This is a genomic window from Streptomyces tamarix, assembly GCF_032423885.1.
Lineage (GTDB): Bacteria > Actinomycetota > Actinomycetes > Streptomycetales > Streptomycetaceae > Streptomyces > Streptomyces tamarix.
This window is the reverse complement of sequence record NZ_JAWCTQ010000016.1, coordinates 39,605-58,238: the sequence shown is the minus strand read 5'-3', so window position 1 is coordinate 58,238 and position 18,634 is coordinate 39,605. Positions and strand designations below refer to the sequence as shown.

General features: G+C 36.1%; 20 protein-coding genes. 3 read left to right on the top strand and 17 right to left on the bottom strand.

Annotation, left to right across the window (positions count from 1 at the left end; translation table 11 throughout):
- Positions 1–52 precede the first annotated feature (52 nt).
- The 15 genes from RND61_RS15065 to RND61_RS14995 form a co-directional block, all read right to left on the bottom strand.
- Positions 53–2,890: a hypothetical protein gene (locus RND61_RS15065; protein WP_315878458.1), complete on the bottom strand. Its 2,838-nt coding sequence runs from the start codon at positions 2,888–2,890 to the stop codon at positions 53–55.
- A gap of 29 nt (positions 2,891–2,919) precedes the next feature.
- Positions 2,920–3,372, bottom strand: a complete 453-nt coding sequence (locus RND61_RS15060; RefSeq protein ID WP_315878457.1) for a hypothetical protein — start codon at positions 3,370–3,372, stop codon at positions 2,920–2,922.
- A 55-nt stretch (positions 3,373–3,427) separates the two neighbouring features.
- Positions 3,428–3,892: a hypothetical protein gene (locus RND61_RS15055; protein WP_315878456.1), complete on the bottom strand. Its 465-nt coding sequence runs from the start codon at positions 3,890–3,892 to the stop codon at positions 3,428–3,430.
- Positions 3,893–3,983: 91 nt separating this feature from the next.
- Entirely contained in the window at positions 3,984–4,412 is a 429-nt protein-coding gene (locus RND61_RS15050; protein ID WP_315878455.1) for a hypothetical protein, read from the bottom strand.
- Positions 4,413–4,427: 15 nt separating this feature from the next.
- Positions 4,428–6,116 carry a hypothetical protein gene (locus tag RND61_RS15045; protein ID WP_315878454.1) on the bottom strand — a complete coding sequence of 563 codons (1,689 nt, stop codon included), beginning with the start codon at positions 6,114–6,116 and terminating at the stop codon, positions 4,428–4,430.
- Positions 6,117–6,418: 302 nt separating this feature from the next.
- The gene (locus RND61_RS15040; RefSeq protein ID WP_449343278.1) at positions 6,419–7,294 is read right to left on the bottom strand and encodes a hypothetical protein; all 876 of its coding nucleotides are present in this window, start codon (positions 7,292–7,294) and stop codon (positions 6,419–6,421) included.
- 10 nt (positions 7,295–7,304) lie between these two features.
- Positions 7,305–7,877 carry a hypothetical protein gene (locus RND61_RS15035; protein WP_315878452.1) on the bottom strand — a complete coding sequence of 191 codons (573 nt, stop codon included), beginning with the start codon at positions 7,875–7,877 and terminating at the stop codon, positions 7,305–7,307.
- A 71-nt stretch (positions 7,878–7,948) separates the two neighbouring features.
- A complete protein-coding gene (locus RND61_RS15030) occupies positions 7,949–8,743 on the bottom strand; it encodes a hypothetical protein (RefSeq protein ID WP_315878451.1) in 795 nt (264 codons plus the stop codon).
- Positions 8,744–8,754: 11 nt separating this feature from the next.
- A complete protein-coding gene (locus RND61_RS15025) occupies positions 8,755–9,654 on the bottom strand; it encodes a hypothetical protein (protein WP_315878450.1) in 900 nt (299 codons plus the stop codon).
- Positions 9,655–9,668: 14 nt separating this feature from the next.
- Positions 9,669–9,926: a DUF7349 domain-containing protein gene (locus RND61_RS15020; protein ID WP_315878449.1), complete on the bottom strand. Its 258-nt coding sequence runs from the start codon at positions 9,924–9,926 to the stop codon at positions 9,669–9,671.
- Positions 9,927–10,073: 147 nt separating this feature from the next.
- Positions 10,074–11,450, bottom strand: coding sequence for a capsid protein (locus RND61_RS15015; RefSeq protein WP_315878448.1), 1,377 nt, complete (start codon positions 11,448–11,450; stop codon positions 10,074–10,076).
- A 208-nt stretch (positions 11,451–11,658) separates the two neighbouring features.
- Positions 11,659–12,546, bottom strand: coding sequence for a hypothetical protein (locus RND61_RS15010; protein ID WP_315878447.1), 888 nt, complete (start codon positions 12,544–12,546; stop codon positions 11,659–11,661).
- Positions 12,547–12,602: 56 nt separating this feature from the next.
- A complete protein-coding gene (locus RND61_RS15005; RefSeq protein WP_315878446.1) occupies positions 12,603–13,343 on the bottom strand; it encodes a hypothetical protein in 741 nt (246 codons plus the stop codon).
- 68 nt (positions 13,344–13,411) lie between these two features.
- Positions 13,412–15,094 carry a phage portal protein gene (locus RND61_RS15000; protein WP_315878445.1) on the bottom strand — a complete coding sequence of 561 codons (1,683 nt, stop codon included), beginning with the start codon at positions 15,092–15,094 and terminating at the stop codon, positions 13,412–13,414.
- Positions 15,091–15,465, bottom strand: coding sequence for a hypothetical protein (locus RND61_RS14995; RefSeq protein WP_315878444.1), 375 nt, complete (start codon positions 15,463–15,465; stop codon positions 15,091–15,093). The genes RND61_RS15000 and RND61_RS14995 overlap by 4 nt, the downstream gene beginning before the upstream one ends.
- 153 nt (positions 15,466–15,618) lie before the next feature.
- Between RND61_RS14995 and RND61_RS14990 the strand changes: the two genes are divergently transcribed.
- The gene (locus RND61_RS14990; protein ID WP_315878443.1) at positions 15,619–16,284 is read left to right on the top strand and encodes a LysM peptidoglycan-binding domain-containing protein; all 666 of its coding nucleotides are present in this window, start codon (positions 15,619–15,621) and stop codon (positions 16,282–16,284) included.
- A gap of 35 nt (positions 16,285–16,319) precedes the next feature.
- Here RND61_RS14990 and RND61_RS14985 read toward each other — a convergent pair whose 3' ends face one another.
- Together RND61_RS14985 and RND61_RS14980 are read right to left on the bottom strand one after the other, a co-directional pair.
- On the bottom strand, positions 16,320–16,541 hold the full coding sequence (locus RND61_RS14985; RefSeq protein ID WP_315878442.1) for a hypothetical protein: 222 nt from the start codon (positions 16,539–16,541) through the stop codon (positions 16,320–16,322).
- A gap of 6 nt (positions 16,542–16,547) precedes the next feature.
- A complete protein-coding gene (locus RND61_RS14980) occupies positions 16,548–16,937 on the bottom strand; it encodes a hypothetical protein (protein ID WP_315878441.1) in 390 nt (129 codons plus the stop codon).
- A gap of 594 nt (positions 16,938–17,531) precedes the next feature.
- On the opposite strand from RND61_RS14980, the gene RND61_RS14975 reads away from it, so the two are divergent.
- Both RND61_RS14975 and RND61_RS14970 read left to right on the top strand, forming a co-directional pair.
- Positions 17,532–17,807, top strand: a complete 276-nt coding sequence (locus tag RND61_RS14975) for a hypothetical protein (RefSeq protein WP_315878440.1) — start codon at positions 17,532–17,534, stop codon at positions 17,805–17,807.
- 283 nt (positions 17,808–18,090) lie between these two features.
- Positions 18,091–18,516 (top strand): hypothetical protein, encoded by a 426-nt coding sequence (locus tag RND61_RS14970; RefSeq protein ID WP_315878439.1) that lies wholly within the window; start codon positions 18,091–18,093, stop codon positions 18,514–18,516.
- Positions 18,517–18,634 lie beyond the last annotated feature (118 nt).

Below are 18,634 nucleotides of genomic sequence, written 5' to 3'. Positions count from 1 at the left end.
TCTAAAAGCAAATACGCATAATAAAAACCCTTTCTTTAGAAAAGGTTAGTTATTAGTTTATAGTACTCTCATTACCACTTATCTGTGATAGTAGGTAAGATTGTATTCCTGTGTCACCTGTTATAGAACTCTGTAGAGCAGACATATCTGTTACACTACCTTGGTGATTAACAGTTCCAGATAGAACGATTTTAAGTGCATCTCCTGAGCTACCACTACCGCTGTTAGAGCTTTTACGTTTTGTTGAACTAGAGCTACTTGTAGAATCCTTGTCTTGTAAGACTTTCTTCCACTTATCTGCTACTGATGAATCTTCATTAACAACTTTTTCACGAAGTTTAAGGTTAGCAGTATCTTTATTGGTCTTTTGTTGTGAATCTTTAGAAGTCCCAAACATTCCTCCGATTCCCTTACCAATCTTTCCACCTATCATGCTACCTATATAACCTCCACCGATAGATGTTGCGATATCAAGACCTGGGATAGGAACCATAGCACCTAAGGCTGTACCTATTCCACCACCAATTACTGAACCTGTCGTTTCACCAACAGCTTGATGTCTCTTCTTAGAGCCTTTTTTTGTTGTTGTGAAGTCACCCACAAGTTCTGGGATAGCTAATCCTGCCGTTAGAAGAGCATTACCTCCTACAGCTAACTTACTAGCACCAGACATTCCTCTTAGCTTACTAGCACCACTGGCTACTATTCCCTTAACACCTGTTGAGCGGACATTGTTAAGTGTGTTTTTAGCACTGTTGACAACACCTCTATATCCTCCAGCCTTTACAGCACTTGCTTTTGACTTTACACTAGAGAAGAATCCACCACCACTGTTTCCACCTGAGATACCGCCACCACCTACGCTAGAACGTGACATCGAAGCTTGTTCAGAGCGAGCAGTAGCAGTTGATGCTCTTGTGGCTCCACTTCTGATAGTACTTGCAATTCCTGAAGATATTCCAGCGCTTGCAGCCATTGCAGCGAATGCTAGAGCTGCTTTTGCAGCAACAGCAAATGCTCCTGTAATACCAACAGCACTAGCTGTAGCACCAATTAACTTATTAGTTAAATCAGAGAAGTTGTCATTAGCAGCCTTTAGACTAGCTGTTAAGTCAGATAGCTCTCCGTTAGTTGAGCTTGTTTGGCTATCGTTATTAGAATCTGTTGTTGTAGCCCCTATATTTTGTAATTTCTTACTATCAGATGATGTAAGCGTACCATCCGCAGCCTTCTTACTTAACTTTCTAAGCGACTTCATTTGAGGGTCACTTAATGATTTTCCACCAAGCATAGAATCTAAGTATATGTCTAATGCATCATCACCACCACCCATAGATTGAGCCATGTTATATGCAGAACTAAGATTGTCTGTATTCGTGATACCCTGTTTACCTTGCTTTATAGCTTGGAAAACACTAAGATTTGGATTAGAGGCTCTTAGCATGGATATCTGTGATGCACTATAGGCGTTACCAACCAAAGAACTGTTAACTGTATTTAGAATATCATTACCACTTGTACCTTGACCTGCTTTACCAGTTTCAGCCAAAGAGCTCTGTGTTACAGCTAATTGTTGAGCTTGTTTATTACTTAAAGTTCCAGATGTTGATGTAACACTTTGGAGTAAACTATTAAATGCAGTTACTTGCTGTTTACTTTGCGAAATCATTCCAGATTGTTTCAATCCACCAACGATAGTATTCTGCAAATCTTTTAGACCTTTAGAATCAGCTCCTTGTACAGATGTTGCGTAAGTTGACGTTAATGCAGAAGATTCATCATATGATGTACCTGTAGCATTAGCGAACTTTCCTGTTCTGCCTGCAACGCTAACAAGACTAGCTAAATTACTAATACCAGTTGCCTGCATGAAGTTATTTTCAGTTCCAGCAGCCTGACTATTTGTCACTCCTAGATTTTCTAGATATCGACTTTGATTTGCTCGTCTAACCGCTACTTGGTCGTAAGCACCACTTCCTGTTAGTGTATTAGTACCAAGAGCAATAGCATTAGTATCTCCTGCCATGTTCTTTCTATCATTTATACCGGAATAAAATGATGTGCCCGCAACACCTGCAACACCTGCGGTTATACCCATACCAATAGAACCTGCACGTTCATACATTGTGTAAGCTAGACTTCCTCTGTCTGGTCTTACTTGTTTAGGGTCTATTTGACTGTTTGTGTAAGCACTCTGATAGTTTGATGAACTAGCCTTATTTAAAATAGTCTGCTTATTGTTCATCTCTTTTTTAATAGAATCAGCACGACCAACAGCAGATGCATAACCTTTAGTATCAGTTCTTCCTGCTTCTGTCAAAGAATCTATTCTTTTATTTTCAGCAGATAACGTCTTATGAAGATTATCTAAATCCTGTTTAAGTTGAGTTATCATAGTTGGTGGCACAGCCCTACCACTACTATCAGTTCCTGATTGGAAGTACTGTGATGCTCTTCCTTGCAGTTCTCTATGGTTCTGATACTGCTTATTAGAGATATACCCATCCCTTGTAGCAGAAGTTGACTTATTTAAGCCTTTTATCATATCCTCAAATTCCTTGAGTTCCCTCTTAGAATCTTCTAGATTTGATGCTCTTCCTCTACTCGTACCACCATAATCTGCATTAGAAAAATTACGTGATGGAGAAACACCACGAGCGCCTTTTACTGTTTGTGATAACGCATTAACTTGTTTGTTAATAACATCACTAGATATAGTATCTACTTCTCTGAGTTGGTTTATAAGCCTATTTACATTAACAATGTCTTTTTGACTTATAAATCCATTATTAGAGTTACTTCTCTCTTGTAGTTGTTGTTGTTTTTTGATTAACTTATTATAGCTCTGCTCAGCATTACTACTATCTGCACTTATTTTATAGTTAATCACTCTTGATTCATTAGGCATAATTCATCCAATCATAGTACAGGCAAATCATCTTCATCGTCCGTACTTGAAGCTTTCTTCTTTTTGGCATCCATTTCATCATACAATCTTTGTAGGTTCTTATCTCGTTGTGCAATACCTGCATCGATTGTCTCAGATACCTTATCTTTATCTGCGTATAATGATTCTATTTTTCTCTCATATGTTTCATCTTTTGGAGCATTATCTCTAACAGTCTTGGTGAACGATTCTACATCTAACCATTCAGGAACAAGTTCGAAGTCATCTACGTCCCCATCATAGTCAAACGTACTATCATATGCAACATCTTCAAATGCTAGAGGGTCAAGACCTTGCTTTGCTCGTTTAATGTCCTCATTATCATTAACAATATTAGCAAATATAAATGATATTTGAGATTCTGTTAATGCTTTGAATCTAGGGTCTGTAGGTAATACATTGAACTTTTTCATAATCGTCCACATATTCCTAGAGTAGGCATGCCTAGATACCATATCCATTGTTCCTAGACTTGATAACTCATCCGAGAAATCGAGACCTCCACTCTTGATAATCCTGCCATATTTGTGTAACTAGGTCTTCACGAGGGAATCTCTTCATAGAAAAGTAATCAGGTATCTCTTGTTTGTTAATAACAGGATTTCCATCAATATCTTTATCATTAGTATACTTGTATACTTTATACTTGCCAAACTTTTCAATTAATGTTAGTGTATCATAGATAATTCTATTAGCAGGGTCAACATATGCAAATAGTTCATCAAATAAACCAACCTGTTCTTTGACAAGTGTTGCACGCTCAAAAGCATTAGGCATCTTAATACTAATATCAACAGTAATACCTAATTCTCTTCTAAAATCATACGTTTTCTTGAAGGTATCATTAGTGTTATATATTACCTGCTCGAGTATGTTTTCGGCTGCTTCACTATTTTTAGATACAATAGGAGTTTCTTGCTCTTCTAATTCTTCTTCATTATTCATGTTTAAATTCCTTTGTCTTCAGTTAATCTAAATCAAGTGTAACAGAAATTAGTGCAATAAAAAAAGCCAATTAAGGCTTTATAAAGTGTTATTAGACGATATCGTTCTTTTTGGCACTTAGGTACATGAAGTCTACTTCTTCTGCGACAACTTCTCCGACTCTAACCGTTAGGTTTTGAGAGGCGATTGTGCATCCATAGTAACTTTCTAGAACTTGTTTCGTTTCAGAATCAACAAGAGTTATATCGATAACACCTTGGTTAAGAATATCTTCACCATAAGAACCGAAACCTGTTGCTTCCAAATCTGATGTTCTCATTCTGAACTTGCTTACTGTTAATCTACCATCGTAATCTGTTTGAACGTGTTCCTTAACCATGATACTTCCAAGTTCTTTAACGGCAATAGTACCATATGAACGAGTAGCACTTAGACTTTGGGCACGAGCAACTGGCTTACCTGCGATTGAGAAGATAACAGTATTTCCTGTGTGGACTGTTTGCTTTGCTAATGATGTCATTTTGTTTTATTCTCCTTAGGCACTCAACGTACTTGACTCATAATCCAATGTCATGTAGATATTGTTAATACCACGTGAAGGAGATAGGATAGCATTTATACGTGCAATACCATTTTCAATAACAACTGATATATTATCTTCACTATATGTTTGGATTACACCTGCATTCATCTGTTGTAGGAAGAATGAGCTAACGTGTGCCTTAATAATAGATGCTGATGTATCGGTTGCTCTTGTACCAACGAATGTTGAATCCAACATATCTTTCAACTCAACGGCTAAGAAGTCAGTGATTTCTCTTAGAGATAATTCTGATTGAACAGGGTCTGACTTGGTATTTTGTGTAGTTACATCTGAAACAACTCGGTATGAACCATTGTTTGATATACCACGAACCTTTTCTGCAACAATTACACCATTTTGATGAAGCTGATTTAGTTGGTCATATGTGAATGACCGAGCCAATCCGCTAATGCGCAAATGCTTGTATTCGACCTTATCTCCTACTGGAATTCCACTAGCAATACCAGCTATAAATGCAGTAGCTAGATATGGAGGAACTGATAGTGAGCGACCATCACTCATAGTGACAATTGGTTCAATAGCAGTCATTGCAACACGAGAACTATAAAGGGCACGTTGACGACCAAGCAACTTTGAAATGCTTTCTCCTGCATTACCACCAACGATAGACACTAGAGGGAAACCACTAGCAGCTTGTTCGGTTACAAATGCACTAAGTTCTGCATGAACTGTTGCATCTGGTGAAAGAGCAACTACATAATAAGCATATGGTGCATCTTGTTCGGCTAGTATTTGGAATGATGAAGCCCAAGAAGCAGGAACACTACCATTAGAACCACCAGACAGTTGACCTGTGAAGTTTGCAACTGTGGTGTTATCCTTAGCAACAATTGATACAAGACCTGAATACTCAGTTTGTAATGCAATGTCCGCAGCTACAGCTTTAACAGTAAAGTCACCCTCACTCTTTAAGTCGCCTGACTGTTCTTCTAGAAGTACAGGAGATACACCTTTTTCACCAAATGGAGTAAACTCTGCATCAAAACCATCATGATTATTTATATCTGAAATGATAGTCATCAAATCAGAATAGTTAACTAGTTTATAAGTAGCAATTGGGTCAACGTGTTCTGCATCAGCACCTGCAGATAGTGTTAGAACACCAGATGCAATAGCAATAGTTGCAACGGCTTGACTTCCTGAATAGCTAACAGTAAAGATGTTACCGAGGTTGTCATAAACTTCTCTATCATTCAGAACACCATCATCTATAGTTAATCTCTTAGAGTTAGTTAAGGTGTTATCTTCAAGAGTTAATGAGATGTTATTTGCTGATGCTCCCCATACCTCAGAGTTGATTGTCAAGTTTCCTTTAGTCAATGTGGCTTGTTGTGCACTATCAACACGGGCTGCATATATGTTACCTGCACCAACAGTATCAGTGCTAGGACTCCAAGCTATTTCAGCAAAGTCAACTAAATCACCTGACTTAAATATCTCTTTAGCTTGAGATAGTGATGTTAAATTATATAATTGGTTTGGTTCTCCTGATGTAGCAGAACCGAATACAACGATTGCTTTAGTAGAATCAGTTGCAGAGCCCTCCAAACCAGTAGAATCAATTATAACTTGTGTTCCTGGGCGTGAAGGAGCGATTTTTGGATACTTATCTATTGCCATAGTGTGTTGCTATAAAATAGCATTCCTTTCATTTTATGATAAAGTTACTTACCAAGGTAGGTGTCAAGTTCTTTTTTGAATGCTTCCATACTTGTCATATATTGTCTACCTTGCATATAGCCTTTAAACCCTGCTATTTGCATGTAACTTATATCTGGGTATATATACTTAACGCTCTTCAAAAACGTGTCTACGTGGATGTAAGACACCTTTTGAGGTGCCTCGTATTTAACTTCATCATTTTGTTTGTTTTCTACTACATCTGTAGCTTCTTTTTTTTGTACCATTATTATTATTAATTCCTATTCTATTATGTTGCTCATAACTTTTTTAACTTGTTCCAAGAAATCTCTGTCCCATGTATACGTAACTGTATATGTTGCATTGATTTCTCTTGCATAGTAAGGTGTAGGGGTATTTCCCAAATTCTCGTCTTGAAGTGTACTTATTGGCAAAAATTCCAAGTTACCTAATTGGTAAGTTCTGGTTTCTTCTGTCGATTTCCTAAGAAGAATGAACGCCCCTTTTACAATAGAATCTAATGCATATAGTGAAGGCATGTTATTTGATACAAGAACAATATTAACTTCTTCTTGCATATCAATACCATTAGTTTCTCCAACTATAGGAACGTCATCTCCTGGAACATAAGTAATCCTAACAGACTTAGAATCTTTAAATGAATCTAGGAGGTAAGGGTCTAATTCGATATGAATCAAATTTCCATCTAAACTTATTTGTTTTGGTGAAACAGCTATTCCCTCGATATCCTCTAAATCAGTAATAAAGTTATTTGCTGTTATAGTAATGGAAGAATTAAAATCATCAATGGTTACAGGGGCTGATTCAACTATATCAGGTTTATTTCTATACCCATAGTTATCTCCTGATATAGAACCAATTGAACCATCTTGTTCCTTACCAGAGCCAGAACCAACAACAATGTATGTATCAGGTAATTGCTCAGTTGGAAACTGGTCTAGTATTGGTATTTCCTGACCTGCTTTTGTTCGTTGATGATTATTATCATACTGGCTTACATATTTATTAATAAAAGCTTGACTACTTTCAGAGTCTAACTCACTTAATAAATCATTAGTAATATAAGCCTCATCGAGTATTTTACTTAACACTTTCTGTAACGATTTAGTTACGTGTGTTTTTGGTGAAGGTATCATTGACTATTTCTTAGTTCCTTTCTTGTTGCCTCAAGTAGTACCTAACTGCTCTATCTAAATCTGCTTCGAATGTCTTTGAGACAGTATCTTTATTAATCTGACCTCTACCAATAATCCATGAGCTAGGTGATGACTTGTCAGATACTGTTCTAAAAGCTACATAAGTACTTTTAGCATTATTTTTAGAGCCAATTCTAGATAAATTATCTGACTTTGGTTTGTATGAAAGTGCACTTAGTGTATTTGGAGACGACTTGCCAGTGAATAAACCATCAATTGCTGCTGTTGATATTGATTTATTAGTCGCATTAGAAAATGCTTTTCTAACCTCTGAATACTGACTATTGGTCATATCCTTTGTCTTAACTCTTATGGGGATAATAAGATACCAACCCCCGTTTTTTTTAGCCCTTCTTTTAGGACTAGTAGCAAAATATGGTTTTAGGTCAGTGACTCCTTTTTGAGCCATTTGCTTATCACGAACTTGGATGTAATTAGGTTTTACTGTTAAGTCAACATAGGATAATTGTGATATTGTGTTTGCAAGACCACTAGTAGCTGTGCTCTCTATGCTACTTCTCATAGATTTAAAGGCACCTACAGGGTCTCTAAATTCTAGTGGAAGACTAAGTTGTTCAACTCTTATATCCATAATTACCTCTGAGTAAAGAATCCTGATGCAGATTCATTAATAGCACTTCTTGGGTCTTCTTCAATTGTTGGTGCTATATCAGAATCTATAATATCGGGTGTAAAATTATCTTCTCTTCTCATCAAATATAAGTTCGGTAAAAGATTAATATCTCTTTGTGAACGTTCTGGTAGTCTAGCATCACCTTCATATGTGTAACGACCGTTTCTCAAGTTATCAATAACATAATATCTCATTCTAACAATAAGATTAAACGAGATATATGAATTTGTCATATCTTCTGTTGGATAGAATCTATTATTTTCTAAATCAATTTTGTATTTATCTAAACTCAATCCGCCATCTTTTTCTGTTTGAGCTAGTTGAATTCTGACGACATCATATTTTAAGTTAATGCCATTTTTTATATGTCTAGGTAATACTTTTACTAAAACAGATACTGACATTTCAGAATCTTTAAGAGTTATTCTATCTCTAACTGACATCATATTATCTTGATATGCAGTAGCAAGTGCAGTTCCAGAAAACGTTTGTGTTGACCTATCCATGTTAAATTTACTACTTGATTGCTGGAACAATATCATAGTATCTTCTGGAGATAAATAACCCCAACCAAGACCATGACATATAGGGCAATCAGTTCTGGGAGAACCATTTGAATCACGACAAGCACATAGAAAAGATTTTTCCCATATAACCCTTATACCGTGGTCAGCCATAAAGATATCAGTGTTGCTCTGTGATATTTTTACTTTGTTAGCTGTATTATGTGTTTTAGCAATATCTGTAACTGACATTTAGGTTCTCCTTAAATAACACCAACACGTATTCCGTATCTAGCCTTAAGAGCACTGATTCCTTTAGCTATATCTGACTCAAGTTGTTTGATATCTGCACTAGCACCACCATACTCGGCTGACTGTGTTGTGTTAATAGATTCAGATATACCATCCATAGTAAACTCTTTAGAAGCAATACCTGCACCAATAATCAAACGACCAAACTGTTCAAAGACATCGTTAGCTGCAACTTTTAGTACCAGAACTTTTAAGTCAGTTGGCATTTCCCAATCTTCTTCAACGCCTAATCGTCTTTGAGGAAGCATTCCTGCTACATAACCAACCCTAAATAATTGAGGTATTGATTGACCAGTAGTTGCCCCCATGTAAGGTATTCCAAAATTGGCAACACCCATATTATCTAACATAGTTCCACCATAAAGAGACATAGCATCAGACTGACCTGTAACTGAGTTCATAATACCCATACCTATTGTGGGTACTACTTGAATTGTTCCTCCAATTGAAGAAACTTTCCACAACTGACTAGGATAATCCATTAGAGGTTGACCATTATAAGAGCTAGATAGTTGTTCTACTTGCAAAACAGGTCTCTTTTTTAGCTTAAGAAACATACTAGAACTGTAATCACTTGGATAGAAATCCTTAGTTTCATTTATTATATTTGGTAGTATTTGAACATCTAATACCTTTTCTAGGTATGAAACTGCTTTAGCAATTGATATATCGTAGAAATCATCACCAAGTTCTTCTTGTGTTTCTGGGTCTACGATTCTAATACCAAACATGTACTTTTTAACCATTTCGGATGTTAAACCATAGCTTTCAAATGTATATTTTTCAACATCATTTATGCTAATTCTTTTTGGGTTTCCATCATCATATGGTGAAAATATATCTCCTACCATGGAGAATCACCTCCTTATTTCTTTTCGTCTTCTGAGATTGTTTTCTTAGTTCGTCTAGTCCGTTTAGGCTTTTCCTCAGTGACTTCTTTAGTTTCTTCTTTGGTTTCTTTAACAGGCTTTGGTGTTTCTGTGTAATCAAGGTCTTTTAATACAGATAAGTGTTTTTCTTGGCTTTCTGTTAATCCTTCTACAACGCCTTTATCATTAATATACTTATCACCAAATGGTGTAATGATTTTTTTGTTAGAATGCTTTTTTGCTTTTAGTGTCATCGTGTTTCGTTTCCTTTTTTGTTAAGATTCATATTGAGTATAACATTTAACTAAGGTATAATATAACCAAAACACTTGACAATGGTACTATGAGAGGTTTATTATATAATAGCAAATAAAAAAAGCCAGATTTCTCTGACTTTAATATCAAACGTTTGTGTGAACCTTGGCAACGTTTGTGATACGTACCCAACGCTTTGGAGCATACAATGCTAATGCACCCATCCAGATTGTTGAGAAGGCTTTTGTGTTAGTGAATTGAGGCAATTCGATACGTGACAATGGAAGCAATTCTAGCAATTCTGTTGTTTGAGGTTCTAGTGAGCCAACGAACACATCTGAAGTACCAGGGATACGTGAGTTGTCATCAGTGATGCTTAAGGTCAACTGTGTACCATCGTTTTCAGCTTGGTATAGTCCTTGACGTGTGATAGCATAGTAGTTACCATCTTCAGCTTGACGGAACACTTCAACGAATTGAGGTGCTGAAGCTGAAATCAAAGGAATCTTTACTGTTAACTTAACTGCTGATGTAACTTTGTCAAGTGCTGCTGAAGCATCTGTTGAAGCTGAGCGACCAGCGTTTGACCATACAACAACACGGTAGTTTTGAGTTGCAACATCTTTATCTTGGAAATGACCATTAGCATTAGCAACAACTTCACCCGTTACTGTAGCTGGGGCTGGTGAGTTCTTTGACAATGGCTTAGCAACAAACTTGTCTGCTGCATCCATGATAGTTGAGTTCTCAAGAGCAATTGCTCCACGTGTTGAGTTGAACACACGAACGTTGAAACCAGTTGCAACACCTTCTGGTGTACTAATCAAAGCACGTTGACGGTCTAGCTGTTGGTTATCAAAGTCAGCTTGTACTGAAACAGTTGTGAAGGCGTGAGTTGGGCGACCGAAACCTGCTTCACCAATAATGGCAGCAGCCTTGTTCAACCACTTTTCAGTCAAACTTTCACCACCAGCATCCAATACGTTCTTTGGGTCAATCAACTTAGCAAGTCCATCAAACTGTAGACCTTGTGTAGCTGACTCACCAGATAGAGAACTATCACCGTAGAAGATACCATATTCAATTGCAAGACCAGCAGCCATTGTTGCATCTTCTTGTAATTGAGCCATCAAGTCAGCAATGTTATTAACAATCAATGAAGCCATTGTTGTCTGACGTGATTGTGAGACATACTTCATGTTAACAACTTTTTGTGCGAAATGTGGGTCTTCGATAGGGGCTAGTGATGGTTCACTAACGAATGATTCGAAGATAGAACCACCGATTTGGTCTTTGATTGGGTACTGATGAGCTGTTGATGTAACACGCTTGCGGTTAATCAATCCCAAGATAGTAAAGTCCGCATTTGTCGCAGTTAAGCGCTTGATGTCATTATCAAGGTCTTCAATACGTAGGGCGGCTGCACCTTCTTGGTCAGTACCACCGATAGCATAACCAGTTGACATTGACTTAAGCAACTGTTGTGCAGCTGGTGCTAATGAATCTATTTTTAATTCTGTCATTTGTAGCGTAATGGCTAGATAACTATATCTAGCACTCCTTCCGAAATTATATACAAAGTTAAGGGCGACAAACGTAACCACTCAGACCTCGCCCGTAAGAGAGAATGGGGAATAAATCATACGATGTAAAACAGGATTAAAAACAACATATATTTATTCGTCACAGTTAATATAACATATACACACTATATAATTTAAGTAGTTTATGTTATAAATTATACTTAGTTAAGATACTATTCATTTCATCAATATTATCTTGAGTGATACTCTTATTTTCAGCTCTGTGAATTCCTCTTAGGAAATTAGAACGTTCAGCAGGATTCCAGTTCTTAGCATTTCTGATGAAAATATCATTTGACTGACTTACAAAACTGCTCAATTCATCTTCAATTGTTGGAGCTTCTGATGCAGGAGTAGCAACTGGTTCTGCTTCAGAGCTAGGAGTAACGTCATCAACAGGAGGCACAGCAACAGGTGTTGGAGTCTCTTCTGAATTAGGAACTTCTGAAACAGGAGCTTCTGAGCTAGGAGTTGGAGCTTCTGATGCAGGAGTAGCAACTGGTTCTGCTTCAGAGCTAGGAGTAGGAACTTCAGGTTCACTTACAGGAGCAGGAGCTTCTGAGGTAAATGAAGTTAGCATATCTTTTAGTTCCTTTAGACCATCACGGAGACTATTAGTTTCTTTGCGTTGCTCCTGGAAAAAATCATCATACTTTTTTAAGGTATCATCAATAGGATTTTCAACTGGAGTAGGTGTGCTACTTGGATTTGGCTGTTCAATAGAGGCTGGAGCTTCTGAGCTAGGAGTTGGAGCTTCTGATGCAGGAGTAGCAACTGGTTCTGCTTCAGAACTAGGAGTTGGAACTTCAGGTTCACTTACAGGAGCAGGAGCTTCTGATGCAGGAGTAGGGGTGTTATCTTCTACTACACTTTGTGCATCTTGAACATCATCTGTTCCAACTACAGTAGTAGCTTCTACTTCTGGTTCATTGTTATTTGGATTATTCATGTTGTTACTTTCTATATTTTCGTCTGTGACTACTGGAGTATTTTCATCAGTAGCTGTATTATCAATTATTTGACTGTACGTAGTCATAAACACTATGCCTTTCTTTAATATACAATAAATATAACATAATATTCTAGTATAATTTAACCAATTCTCTTTAATGCTTCTTCTTTACTAATTCCATCTTTTATTTGTAGAAGTAAAGCGGCTGTGCCATTGTCAAAAACAAAACCATCATCATTATCTAATGATTTGGCAACATCTTTCCAATCAAATGAAGAACTTTTTAAGGTCATTGCTAGGTTTTTGATATCTTTCGCAAACGATTCTGCTCTCAAAGCGGCTGCACCTTCTTGGTCAGTACCACCGATAGCATTTCCAGTTGAGAAAGATTTAATAAAAGACTCCCATAATGCATGAGGGTTGGCAGGGTCTGTTGTAAGAGCAACATTAGTGATAACAGCTTTTTTGATTGTATGACCATCACTAAGTTTACTTCCTTCAACACTGAAACCTAAAACTTTTCCGCCAGGGTTATCTTCACCATTAGCTATACTCTTTGACAACTCCCACATAGCATCCGCATATGGTGTATCAAATAGTTTAGCTTCAACGAACAGTCCTCGTTGTGGGTCAACATAAGAACGTGCTGTTGGTTTACCAATCCAGTATTCGCTTCCTTCTCTGTGTTCATAATTTATATATCCATTAGCTAAGAATAATGAAGCATCTATTCCTTTTGGGTCAATTGATTCACCAGTTAAATCAACATCTGGTGTTGAAGCCCATCCACGAACGTAACGTCCATGTTCGTCACCACTAATAGACTTTTTCATATCTAGTGGTACATAAAAATTAAAATCAGTTTTATTCATATTGTTCATATCATTATCCTTAATTATTCTCAGTATCTAATATAATAAAAAGACCTACCAATAAGGCAGGTCTTAGACTAGTTGTCTTTGCCACCTTGTTTAGCAGCATTCATATTTGTTTCACTTTTTACTTGACCGTCTTTACCAACGACATCATTCTTAACAGCAGCCGTCTCTGTTCCATCCATTCCCTGAGCAACTTCAGCACCAGTATCAGCCATATTGTTAGTAGCATTGTCAACATCATCAGTAGTTGCTTGCTGTTGTTGCTGTTCTAACATTTTCTGTTGTTGTATTTGTCCTAATCTTTGAACGATTACAGCGTTAAGAGGAATGTCCCCACCAGGTATTTCTGGTAGGTTGTCTTCTTGTCTAACTTCGTTTAGTGTCTTTTTAACACTGACTTCCGCCTTCGTCTTTTCCAATAACTGAATATCTCTAGAAATACTATCACCTTTAAATGAGAATATATATCTATCATCTAACTTAGGAATTATGTTAGTGTTTATAATATCTTCTATAAATGATAGTAGAGGGTCAAGACCCTTAGCTTGTGATAGTTGGGCACCTTCTTTTTTTGAAGCTTCTTGCAGAGAGTTACCTTTAGAACCAGTAGCACCACCTCTGTTAGGGAAGTTTATTTCTTGTGGGTCTACACCAAAGTTAGAAGAGATAACATTTATAAGAAAGTTTAACCATTTCTCGAATTCCATATCTCTTGAACTCTGGTTCATATTTATATATTTAGCATCATCCGCAGAGAAAACAGGTATTTTCCAAGACCCTTGTGTCCCTGAGAACCTAGATGACATATCTCGTCTAAATTCTTCAAGAGAAGTCTCACTTTGTTGGTCAGCCCCTGCCTTTATCATAAGTGCACCCATGGTTGTACCACCTTGTGAGAAGTACTTAGCGTTAAAGGTTTCAGTCATCTCAAAGTACTGTATTTCGTTAAGAGAGGTTTCAACAGGAGATAGTCCATATCTGAAATGTCTAACATCAGTTCTGGGATTCATAGAGTTAAATGTTAATTCATCTTGCTTGAATTCACTAACTATTCTTTGGTCTTCTAGTTGCACAAAATATGTATCATTAGTCTTGTCACTAGCAGGCATTCCAGTTTTAGGGTCTGCTGCAAAGAAAACAGAGCCTGCATCAATTGCTCTAAATTTTAGCAATTGTGAACCAGAACCACCCTTATAAGTCAATTCTGAGTTTGCCTGGTCATAAATAAATGTATCACGAATAGTTTGTCTAATCCATGTTCTGAAGTTGTAAGAGGGGTCTTGCTTATCTCCAGCGTTCCAGATAAAATCTTCAATATCGTGCATACGTTTTATATCATTCTTATTGGGGGTGGCTGACCTGTCCTTTAAATGAACCTCAAAGCCAATTCCATCATCCTTTAAACGTGCTGGCATTGCGAAAGCAGCAGCTTGATTTCCTCTCAAAACAATGATTGAATTAATCATAATGTTATTGGCGCTTTTACGAAGAACAACTCTCAGGTCATTCTTCATATCTGTTTTGGTATATTTTGGTACATAACCTTCACCAAAATCAAGACTACCTAATGCTTTTATTTGAGATGCATAAGCAATATCCTTTTTATGATATGATTTTGATAAGCTTTCTGCTTTTAGGCTATTAGCACTAATTGCATCTCTTTCTGCCTTTTGGATAACAACCGCATAGTTATCGTCTGTAGGCTGTACAGTTCCTATATAGTGAGGCTTCTTTTTCCAATTAAAAAATTTCATTTCTTTTCCTTTGGTACTCGTATATTTATATTCGTTTGTTCTTTAGAGAACAGTATACCTTCAGTTGTTACACTAATCGGTAACTTGATGTTTATATCTTCAAGGTATGATTCGGTCGAGAACACTTTTTTCTCAGTCAAAACATCACTTAATTCTTTTACAACAGGGACATTGTTTTTATCAACTGTTATAACATTAGTATCATTAATTATTCCAATTATGAGATAGTCGCCCGTCTCTTCATGTGTGTATACTTGATAATTCCATTCATTAAGATAATGGTAAACGTCAGCAATAAAAGCCCAATCAGTTCCTTTTCCTTTAGCATCAGCAACTTTTTTTGCTTTATCCCATACAATAGTTGATATCACGTGATGTTCCTCCCATATAATATAGTATAATCATAACATAATCACTGTAGTATATTTAAGTAACACTAGTGTAATATTAGTAATCGTTTGTATATGTCAAGATAATTGTATGGAAATATATTTATGTTATGATATATTTATATTAAAAAATAAGTGTTCAGAACAAATCTGTCTCATGAAAGGACAAAAATTATCGTTATTAATAAAACTATCACATCGTTAGCAGGAGTTGCATTGGCAACTGGAGTAGCCCTTACAGTAGGGGTGAAGGATGTAAGTGCAGATACAACTGTTAAAGCTTCGTGGGGAGATACAGTATCCCACTATGCCAAAACTTATGGTGTCTCAGTACAAGATATTGAGGCTGCAAACGGAATAGACCAAAATACACACCTAATCTTTGCAGGTAGAGAATATAAAATTCCTACAGCAACAGAAAATGTAGTATCAGGTAATAACACTAATGTTGATGTAACGACAGATAAGAACACTAACACACAACAGTCAACAACAGTAAATTACTCTAATAATACAAATTATAGTCAAACTCAAACACCTTCTACAGGTGGAAGTGGTGCTGAATATGCAGCACGGCAAATTGCATCTAAAACTGGAACAAGCGTAGCAACATGGGAATATATCATTCAACGTGAATCTGGTGGTAATGAACAAATTGTTAATCAATCTTCAGGGGCGACAGGGCTATTCCAACTTCTCGGGCATGGGGAATATGTCGGCATGTCTGTAGATGAACAAGTAGCTATGGCAGTACAAGTTTATAATGCACAAGGATTCTCAGCTTGGTCAGTAACACGTTGATAAAATAAAAGACCTAATAACATAGGTCTTTTTTATTATTCGTAATTTGGGTAAACAAGAAGTATTGTTTGACCACTAACATATACAATTTTTCCAGTTTCTGATTCTTTCATCTTTATTAATGATGCTCCTTGGTTTATCTTGGCAGATAAATCAGATTCGGCATTATCAACAATGTCTCTTGTTTCAGCAGGGTAAATTAACTCTTTACCGCCTTCTGTCACATAAACAGAAACGCTACCTATTTTTTTAGCCATACGACCTTATTTTCCTCCAAATAATAACTGAAATAGCCAAGTAATAAGAGTTCCGATACTCGTCATTCCTACTCCTTCTACTATACGAATGATTAATGCTCGGTGTTTCTCTGATACCTCTAATATATCATTGATAACCTTATCCATAGCCTTAAAACGCTCTTCACTAACTTCTTTGTGTCTAGATTCCTCATACTCATCGTTAGAAAGTTGCTTTCCTAATGACTCAACCTGTTTTTTTAGCTCCTTGACCTCTTCTTCTAGATTTTTTTCGTCTTCTATCAGATTTTTTAAATTAGAGTCTAACCTAGATATTGCCACACTAGTTTCAGTGTTAGATTGTTTGTTAATCATTTCTACAAATTCAGAGATGTTAAAGTTTTCAGAATCACTCACTATTAAAATCTCCTATCATATATTGTAACATGTGTCCTTAGAGAAAGTTATGTAAAATTTGTATTATTAGAGGAATAACCATCCGTATTTGTGTTATACTAATAGGTGCAAGAAGCAATATCCACGTTATAAATATACTCATAAAACCCTAAAGACATAGGCTATCAACCTACTTAGGTAATATAAGGTATATCCTTATGAATTAAACGAACGTTAAATATATAACCTTTCCTTAGATTAAGTAATGATATACTAAATAACGAACATACACTTATAGAGGTTAAATAATGTCAGAACGTAAAAGATTGTTACTAAAAATAGCATGGATTATCGCTATAGAATTCATAATTGCATTCTTAATTTGGATTATCTATATTCACTTTGATGTCACGGTAACGAATACTCTCGGGTATTTAATTGGCGGTTCAATTATTGCACTAGTAATTAGCACTATTTATGATAAGATACACGAACCTGCATACAGAGTATTGAGTACAAGAGTAAGTGACCTAGAAGTTGATGTCAAGAATCTAAAGACAAAAGTTAAGATAATAAAAGACGAGTTAAGAGGTTAAGACCATCAAAAATAGATATTTGAACATAATTGCTAATAGTGAGTATTTCTTAAATGTCTATAAAGTTGAAAACTTATTGTTAGATAATTATGATAATATGAGAGAAGATTTGGCAATGCTAATATCAACTACACTTGTATCTGCGATATACTACAATAATGAATTTAATAGTTACACATGGGTTGTTGAACAAGCAATAGCTGTTATAAGTTTATCTGGTGAACGATTACCTGATGGAATTAATAAGCTGCTAATCGCCAATCCAATCAATACGATAATTATAGAAGAAGACTAGGTATCTATGACAAGAAAAGTAATCCCTAATTTCTCAAAGAGAAGAGCACATGTAAAGTTAGGACTGAAAAAGGGTCTTTCACATAAGAGAGGCTCCTCTGCAAAAGGTAAGTATATATGTGCAGTCTGTGGATGTGAATTAACTAAATATAACCATTATAATAGTTATGATGTTATTAAATCATATACCCATTACAGCTCAAAAGGAATACTTTATGTGAATGTATGTAAAGATGTTTATTCTTGTCAAAGAAATTACCTAAAGAGGTTAGAAAATAGAGAACATGAGTAACATAGAAGAAAGTCTAAAAGATAGACTAGAGAGACAAAAGAAACTTAATCAGGAATCTCTTGAGGAAGTTTCACAAGAATTTATAACTGGAACAGGAAAGCTATTAAGAGACTTTAACAAAAAAATAGAATCTGGTTCGGTGGTTATAAATGACCTAACAGATTTGCAGAAAATATATGTAGTCTTTAGAGATATGACTTCATTGGTTCAAACGTCTTCTGCAGGTTCTGGTGGGTATTCTACTCCAGAACTAAAAGGTTCTGAAATGAGCGCATTTAGTAAAGCTGTCCCCGATGCAAAAGAGGGAGAAGACGAGGTAGACATTTCTGGTCTATCTCAAGAAGAAACAGAAGAACTTATCAATGGTGTTACTGATGCGATGAATAGCGAAAATGAAAAAGAAGCAAATAGTAACTAAGTTTTAAGAGTATCCTATTAAGGCTACTCTTTTTTGATTTGCTATGTTATAATAGATATAGTATGTAATGTTTATATTATGTTTAAGTAATTATTAAGAGTTTAATAAAATCTTAAAT